General features: G+C 39.9%; 5 protein-coding genes and 1 pseudogene. All 6 read left to right on the top strand.

Annotated features, from left to right (window positions below):
- A pseudogene (locus tag A3EQ_RS23225) lies at positions 1-1,150 on the top strand (IS256 family transposase); the annotation flags it as partial.
- A gap of 182 nt (positions 1,151-1,332) precedes the next feature.
- On the top strand, positions 1,333-2,364 hold the full coding sequence (locus A3EQ_RS0114305; RefSeq protein ID WP_020155864.1) for an ABC transporter substrate-binding protein: 1,032 nt from the start codon (positions 1,333-1,335) through the stop codon (positions 2,362-2,364).
- 27 nt (positions 2,365-2,391) lie between these two features.
- On the top strand, positions 2,392-3,516 hold the full coding sequence (locus tag A3EQ_RS0114300) for an ABC transporter ATP-binding protein (protein ID WP_020155863.1): 1,125 nt from the start codon (positions 2,392-2,394) through the stop codon (positions 3,514-3,516).
- Positions 3,485-5,140 carry an ABC transporter permease gene (locus tag A3EQ_RS0114295; protein WP_020155862.1) on the top strand — a complete coding sequence of 552 codons (1,656 nt, stop codon included), beginning with the start codon at positions 3,485-3,487 and terminating at the stop codon, positions 5,138-5,140. The genes A3EQ_RS0114300 and A3EQ_RS0114295 overlap by 32 nt, the downstream gene beginning before the upstream one ends.
- Positions 5,141-5,403: 263 nt before the next feature.
- Positions 5,404-6,210, top strand: coding sequence for a response regulator transcription factor (locus A3EQ_RS0114285; protein WP_020155860.1), 807 nt, complete (start codon positions 5,404-5,406; stop codon positions 6,208-6,210).
- 104 nt (positions 6,211-6,314) lie between these two features.
- Entirely contained in the window at positions 6,315-8,021 is a 1,707-nt protein-coding gene (locus A3EQ_RS0114280; RefSeq protein ID WP_020155859.1) for a sensor histidine kinase, read from the top strand.
- Positions 8,022-8,205: the final 184 nt, after the last annotated feature.

Here is an 8,205-nt window from a genome sequence, read left to right as displayed (position 1 = left end):
CCAGAATTCTACCTTATCTCTCGAACAAATGCTATTGAAATTTATGTCGGAACAGGATCCCATGCTCTCTGGCTCTGTGAGCAAATGATGGAAGCCGAAGTGACAGCTAAAATTCAGGCACAGAAATCGGAACGGACGGATACACGGACCGGCTATCGTGTACGTCGCTTCGACACTCGGATGGGTACCATGTATCTCTTTGTTCCCAAACTGCGCAAAGGCGGTTATGTGCCCTTTTTTGTCACGGCAAAATCCCGTGCGGAAGCAGCCCTGATCCAGGTCATCCAGGAAGCCTATATCCAGGGCGTATCCACTCGAAAAATCAGGAAACTGGCCAGTCCTCTGGGGATTGAGTCCATCTCCCATAGCCAGGTCTCCCAGGTCACCCGTGAACTGAACGAACAGGTGGAGGCCTTTCGCAATCGGCCACCTATCCAGTCCTGTGGGTGGATGCCCTCTACGAGAAAATCCGAGACAACCATCGCATTGTGAATATGGCCGTCCAAGTGTGTTCGGCATCGATGAACAAGGCAGGCGGGATATCTTGGCCATCCAGCCCATGCCGGAAGAGTCTGAAACCACCCACAAGGCTTTGTTTGATCATCTCAAGTCCAGAGGCGCCCGGGATGTAAGGCTGGTGGTATCGGATGCTCATAAAGGACTGGCGAAAGCCATCAGTGAGTCGTTTGCCGGTTGCTCCTGGCAGCGGTGCAAGGTCCATTTCATGCGTAACATCATGGCCCATATCCCCAGCCGGGATAAAGATTTCTTTGCTTCATGACTGAAGCAGATTTGGCTTCAATCGGACTACCAGACCGCCATGACCTATGCTGAAGCACTCATGGACGAGTATGAAGGACCATATCCGGCTGCGATTCAGGTGCTGGAAGCCGGTTTGGAAGACTCTCTCCAGTTCTACCATTTTCACCAGATCGATCACCGAAAAATCTCATCGACCAATATGCTGGAACGTTTAAACCGGGAGATTCGACGTCGAACCCATGTCGTTGGGGTGTTCCCCAACCAGGATGCGTACATCCGTTTGGTCACCAGTTACCTGATGGAATATCATGAAGACTGGTCCACCGGACGTTCATATATCAACCCCAACATTCTTCAGGAAATACAGGAACAAAGACGAGTGGCATAACCCTTATCGGAGTGCTGATGGTTTTTTCGAACTTTACTTGACACTAACAAATCTACTTCGCCCATCCTTTGTGAAAAATACACAAAGTTTCGTAAATTACACATTTTTTTCTGATTGTGTAATTGTAAGCGCTTTATTTTACTATCTATAATGAAAATGAAAAACTGAAAGGGGTGGTCAATTTGAAAAAGTTTGTAAGCATGCTTCTGGTTTTTGTCGTGCTACTGACATTGGCGGCTTGCGGAAAAAGTGATGATGGAAGTGACAAAGGAGAAGAAGAAAACAAACTGGTTGTCTATTCCCCGAACAGCGAAAATATGGTTAACCTGCTAATCCCTATGTTTGAACAGGAAACAGGGATTAAAGTCGAATTGATATCAGCCGGAACTGGTGAATTGATCAAACGGTTGCAATCAGAAAAGGATAATCCGTATGCTGATATCCTGTTTGGCGGAAGTAAAGCCCAAGTGTTAAATTATCCAGATTTATTTGAAAAATATGTTTCTAAGAATGATGAGTACATGCTGGAAGGCCATAAAAATGTCGATGGCTTTTTGACCCCCTATGTTGCTGACGGAAGCGTCTTGTTAGTGAATACCGATTTAGCCGGTGATATTGAAATCAATGGATACAAAGATTTGTTAAATCCCAAGCTTAAAGGAAAAATTATTGGTGCTGATCCGTTAAGCTCCAGTTCCGCTTTTGCCCATTTGACCAATATGTTGTTGGCAATGGGTGGCTACGAATCCGATGAGGCATGGGATTATGTAAAACAATTGATTACGAATATGGAAGGAAAAGTGGCCAGCGGCTCTCAAGCAGTGCATAAGAGTGTAGCTGATGGTGAATATGTGGTTGGCCTTACCTACGAAGACCCGGCTGCCAGTTATTTGCTGGATGGAGCCAAAAATCTGAAAGTTGTTTATATGGAAGAAGGCACCGTCTTTTTGGATGCCGGGGTAGAAATAGTCAAGGGTGCGAAGCATTTAGAAAATGCCAAGAAATTCGTAGACTTTGTCACATCAAAAGAAGCCCAGGATGCTCTGGGACAACAATTAACCAATCGGCCCCTGCGCAAAGATGTAACCCTCGGCGACCATATGAAACCATTAGATCAAATTCATGTCATTTATGAAGATGAAGAATACGTCAAAAATAACCGTGATAAAATTCTCGAAAAATATCAAGAAATCTATACTGATGTCGCTCAATAATTGAATCCTGGCAAAGGTGTGGATAACATGAGTGTTTCAATTACATTTAGAAATGTAGTCAAAAGATATGGAAACAACACTGTAATTCCATCCTTGTCCCTGCGTGTCAAGCAGGGTGAATTATTCACTCTGCTTGGCCCTTCTGGTTGCGGAAAAACAACATTGCTAAGGATGGTAGCAGGTTTCAATAGTATTGAAGGGGGCGAAATATTATTCAACGATCAAGTAATCAATCATCGTCCTCCACAAAAGAGAAATATCGGTATGGTTTTCCAAAATTATGCGCTTTTCCCCCATATGACAGTTGAAAAAAATGTTGCATTTGGACTGGAAAATCGGAAAGTGCCGAAATCGGAGATTCCCGGAAAAGTGGAACGAATGTTAGTAACGGTACAGATTGCCAACTTTCGCAAACGTCTTCCAGAAAATCTCTCCGGCGGCCAACAGCAAAGGGTTGCTTTGGCCAGAGCCATCGTGATGGAACCGGATGTACTCTTAATGGATGAGCCTTTATCCAACCTGGATGCGAAACTCAGAATCGAAATGAGGAATGCGATTCGGGAAATCCAAAAAAAATTTGGAATCACAACGATTTATGTGACCCATGACCAGGAAGAAGCAATGGCAATTTCCGATCGGATTGGGGTTATGAGGGCCGGTGAACTTCAACATGTAGGCACACCTCAAAACATTTACCATCGGCCGGCAAATGTGTTTGTTGCATCTTTCATCGGAAGGGCCAATATTATTGAAAGACCATACATGTACGAAAATGGCCGGCATATCATCAAACTGTCCGAAGGATATAGAATTTCACTGGATAATATAATACCCGGCTATCAATTAAACACGGTCAAAGTTTCTATCCGGCCAGAAGAATTTATTTTTTCAAAGGATGAAGAAGGTATCAATGGCATCGTTGAAAGCAGCATGTTTTTAGGTTTGAATACCCATTATTTTGTCAAACTGGAAGGTGGAGAAACCGTAGAAATCATTCAGGAATCAACCATAGAGAAAATTCTGGAACCCGGAACCCAGGTTAAGTTGAAAGTTAAGGAAGAAAAAATCAATGTGTTTGACCGGGATACCGGGAAAAGTATCATAAAGGGAGTCGTCAACGATGCGGAATCAAACTTTTATCAGGAAGTATGATGTTTGGACGGCCATTACCATTGCAATTTTAATCATTTATGCTGTGATATTAATATATCCGCTTTTTATGATTATAAAAACTAGTGTTATGGTAAATGGAGGCTTTTCCTTCGAATATTTTCAAAAGTTTTTCAGCAAAAGATACTATTACGGTACATTGTTCAATAGTATGAAAGTTACATCCTGCGTAACTTTGGCAAGTGTTATTATCTCCATTCCTCTGGCCTACATCATGACAACCATTAAAATCAGAGGCCAGAGTCTCATTCAGGGATTAATTATCATATCGATGATGTCGCCGCCTTTCATTGGCGCCTATTCCTGGATCCTTTTATTGGGCAGAAATGGCCTGATTACCAATTTTTTAAAAAATACTTTCCATATAACTCCCCCTGATATTTACGGCTTTACCGGAATCGTCCTGGTCTTGACCCTGCAACTGACTCCATTGATCTATTTATACTTAATGGGAGCTTTCAAAAATATAGATAATTCCCTTTTAGAAGCTGCCGAAAGCATGGGTTGTACGAAATTTAAGAAGCTGGTGAAAATCATTATTCCTCTCCTGCTGCCGACTCTTCTTTCCGGCGCACTGCTTGTATTTATGAGGGCACTGGCTGATTTTGGTACCCCCATGTTGATCGGCGAAGGATATATGACCATCCCGGTTTTAATTTATAATGAATTCATCAGCGAAATGGGTGGAAATGATGCTTTTGCCGCTTCCATCAGTGTCATCGTGGTCATTTTTGCTTTGACATTGTTCCTGATTCAAAAATACGTGGTAAACAAGAAAGCCTTTTTCATGATTTCCATGCACCCAATTGAAGCAAAAAAAGAAAAAGGCCTTAGAAATATTTTGGCCCATGCATATGTTTATTTGTATATTGCTCTGGCTTTCCTGCCACAACTCTATGTGATGTATACAGCTTTCTTAAAAACTTCAGGAAGAATCTTTGTCAAGGGATATTCCCTGGATAGTTTTTCTATAGCCTTTGACCGCGGCAGTGATGCAATGCTCAACACATTGAAAATTGGAGTACTTGCTTTATTCTTCGTCGTTGTGTTGGCCATTCTGATCGCCTATGTCACAGTGCGCAGGAGAAATGTGTTGACCAATTTGTTGGACATCATATCCATGGTTCCCTACATTGTCCCCGGTTCTGTTCTTGGGATTGCCTTATTATTAAGTTTCAATAAACCCCCGCTACTATTGAGCGGAACCATTATGATAATGGCAATTGCTTTTATGATTCGCCGGCTCCCCTATACCATTCGGTCTAGTGCTGCCATGGTTCATCAAATTAGCCCAAGTGTCGAGGAAGCGGCAATGAGTTTGGGAGCCACAAACTTGAAAACCTTCTTTCGAGTAACTTTGCCGATCATGTTGCCCAGTGTCATATCGGGAGCCATTTTGAGCTGGGTTACAATCATCAGTGAATTAAGTACTTCCATCCTCCTTTATACGGGAAATACAAGAACCATGACCGTCGCAATTTATACAGAAGTCATACGCGGCAACTATGGAACGGCTGCTGCTCTGGCCACCATTCTGTCTTTGGTTACAATCATATCCCTTCTGCTCTTCTTTAAATTAAGCGGCAAGAAGGAAGTGGATATTTAACAATCAGAAGCTCACGGGAAATCTGCGGTGTTAACCTCCATCGCAGATTTCTCGATTTTTGGAAATCTTGTATGATTTTCCAAATAGGAAAAGAACCGCATGTACCTCCCTTAAATTTCTGCTTTGGAAAAGTGTGATTCTGCCTGCAAAAAAATAGAAAGAATGAATGAAAAATTCCCATTTTTGTACAGGATTTCTGACCATATCCAATCCATTCTAAAGTAGAATATTTGTAGAATATCAACCGAAAAGAGGAAGCCATTATGTATAAAGTTTTGATCATCGAAGATGAAGACATTATTCGCAATGGCTTAAAATATTCTTTTGATTGGTTGAGCTTGGATTTAATCGTGGTTGGCGATTGCCGGAATGGAGAAGAAGGTTTGAAAGGGATTGCTGAACTTCATCCGGATATCGTACTATTGGATATCAATATGCCCATTAAGAATGGAATCGATGTTTTACGTGAGAGCGAAGGGAAATATGTTTTCAGTACGATTATCATTTCCGGCTATGATGAATTCGCTTATGCGCAACAGGCTGTGAAGTACGGAGTTACGGAATATCTCTTAAAACCGGCAGACCAGGAACAACTAATGAATGCCCTGGAAAAGGCGAAGGAACAGGTAGAATTGAGGAAGAAATTTGAAATGATAAAAAGAAACATTAAGAATCCGGAAAATCTCAACCTCATAAAAAGTGAAATATTAACCGATAATGGGCAAACATCGAAGTATGTCGCCTCAGCCATCCGGTATATCAAAGAAAATTATCCCAAAAAGATCAGCATGAATGATTTGGTGGAACCTTTGGGTATGAGCATTACTTTTTTAAATAAAAAATTCCGGGAAGAAACCGGATATACATTCAATGAGTTTCTGAACCTCTACCGCATACAAAAATCAATTGAATTGATTAAAGAGGGAAAAATGAAGATTACAGCGATCGCATTGAGTGTCGGCTTTAGCGACTACCGTTATTTTAATAAGGTTTTCAAGAAATATACAACGATGCTTCCAAGTGAATTCCACGACTATTTCCAAAAGAAAAACCAGCTTGGAAGTGGATGAGATTTGAAATTGGTATGGGTGTAAATTAAATTTTTCCGAAATGGCAAGTTTTCAGGCCAAAAATTCCTCGGGCTTCCTTGATGGGGCAGGGAAGGATGAGATCATTGAATAATCAAAAGAGGGATTTTAAACAAGCGACGAAAGCCTTATTTATGAAATATACCGTAATCCCGGTTTTTTTCCTCTTTTTCGTCTTTTTTTCTTTTACCTATATTTTTATTTACTTTAAAACCATTAATGATACTGAAGAAACAGCAGACAATATTCTTCGGCAAGTCAATGATATTTATGATTCTTATAGGAATGAAATTTTGGAGTTAGCGGATTCCACAAAGGTGAAAGATTTTTTGAAAAACAATCAAAACAGCAATCTCGTTTTTGAAGAATTTTATAACTTTAATAACAAACAGAAAGTGAAATCGGTTTTCACTTTAGTCAATGAGAATGGAAAAGTGCTATTATCAACAAATAGAAATCAAATACAGAATGATTATCATTTCACTCGTTTCATTAACTATATCAAAAAGAATCCTGACAAAATCGCCATGGATGTGATGGAGAGCCAGATCTCCCGCGGTGAAATGACCACTTTATCATTGGGTAAAAGCATTGTTGAAAATAAAAACGTTATCGGCGGAATTGTCCTCCAATTATACGAAAATGACATTTTAAATATATTGTTTTCGGAAAACATTGATATTGCAATAGTCACAGATAAATTTGACAACATCATTGCCACAACCAATGATTTGGCAAAGGGGATAATGAATAAATTCCGCCTGGAATATGTCGGACGATCAAAAGTGAAAATCAACGAAGAAACATTTTACTTTTCCCAACGGGACAGCTATGATGGCCAATTTAAAATATATACTCTAAAATCAGCAAAAAATAATTCTATGTCCTTGATATATTTCGGGTTCTCACTTCTTACAGGGACCATTCTTTATTTTTTGGTAAGAATTTTGGCAGAAAAAATGGCTTCAAAAAATGCCCAGTCCATTAATAAATTGGTGACGGCTGTCCAGCAGCTGCAAAGAGGAAATTTGGATGCCTATGTAGATTTTAAAGATGACGGCGATTTTACAGAAAACGAATTTGTCTATTTATACAAACAATATAATGATATGGTGAACAGTCTGGATCAATTAATGAAACGAAATGCAGAATTGGCCCGGATCAGAAGAATCAGCGAAATAAAACTTCTGAAAAGCCAATTTAATCCCCATTTTTTGTTCAATGTCCTCGAGACACTTCGATACACCATGCTTGTTGATACGAAAAAAGCGGAACAAATTATTATGACTTTATCCAAATTATTGCGTTACAGTTATGATGCCACCGGAGAGGAAATCCCTTTAGAAAATGATTTGGAATATACTATTGACTATTTACAATTGCATAAATTGCGTTTTCAAGATCGGCTAAATTATGAAATCCATATTCCCGCGAAGGCCAAAGAAGCGTATGTACCGAAGCTCATTCTTCAGCCAATCGTCGAAAACTCCCTGAAATATGGTTATAAAAAGAAAATGAAAATGAAAATTTTCATTAAAGGAAGGATCGATGGCAATATTCTTATTTTGTCGGTTTATGATGACGGCAGTGGAATTGAACCGGAAAAACTTCAGGAATTGCAGGAACTATTGTCTAAGGAAGAAAATGCAACAGAACAAATTGGTTTATACAATGCAAATAGGCGCTTAAAAATTTTATATGGGGATGATTTTGGAATAACCATAAGCAGCACCGTGAATGAGGGAACTGAAGTTGAGCTGAAAATGCCATATAAAACATCTCATTATGAATAAAGTTAATGGAAAGCAAATAAGAGTAACTTTGAAAATAAAGAAAATTATCGTTCAAACTCCTTTTTTTATAACAACAGGAAAGATGACGCATAATTAAGTTCGCAAAAAGTGAAAAAAGGAAAAGCCATCGGTCACTCCGAATTGGCAAGTGTCCAGCAAACCAAAAGGAGTTGAAACCGATGGC

This window comes from Caldibacillus debilis DSM 16016, from assembly GCF_000383875.1.
GTDB classification, from domain to species: Bacteria; Bacillota; Bacilli; order Bacillales; family Caldibacillaceae; genus Caldibacillus; species Caldibacillus debilis.
The sequence above is the reverse complement of the archived record's forward strand: the minus strand, read 5'-3'. Positions and strand labels throughout refer to the sequence as shown.